This is a genomic window from Mesorhizobium sp. M1A.T.Ca.IN.004.03.1.1, from assembly GCF_003997555.1.
Classification (GTDB): domain Bacteria; phylum Pseudomonadota; class Alphaproteobacteria; order Rhizobiales; family Rhizobiaceae; genus Mesorhizobium.
This window is the reverse complement of record NZ_RZTV01000392.1, coordinates 1-268: the sequence shown is the minus strand read 5'-3', so window position 1 is coordinate 268 and position 268 is coordinate 1. Positions and strand designations below refer to the sequence as shown.

Below are 268 nucleotides of genomic sequence, written 5' to 3'. Positions count from 1 at the left end.
CGAGAACATGGTCGCGCTCGGTCCGATAGCCTTCGACGAGGCCGACATCGCTTTCGCCAGGAAAATCCAGGATACCTTCACGCCCGAAGCGATCAGGAGCAGCATCCGCCTCTATCAGATCAAGGGCGATGTGTTCTCCAACGCCAAGGTCGATGGCTCGACGCCCTTGCACACCGGCCTGCGCGATTTCGAGGGACAATCGCATTTCCGGGCCGGATCGACCGATGTCGGCGATGTCAGCTGGGTGACGCCGACCGCGCAATGCTGG

Annotated in this window: 1 pseudogene; it reads left to right on the top strand. The window is 61.6% G+C overall.

Annotated features, from left to right (window positions below):
- A pseudogene (locus EOD29_RS32115) lies at window positions 1-268 on the top strand (amidohydrolase); the annotation flags it as partial.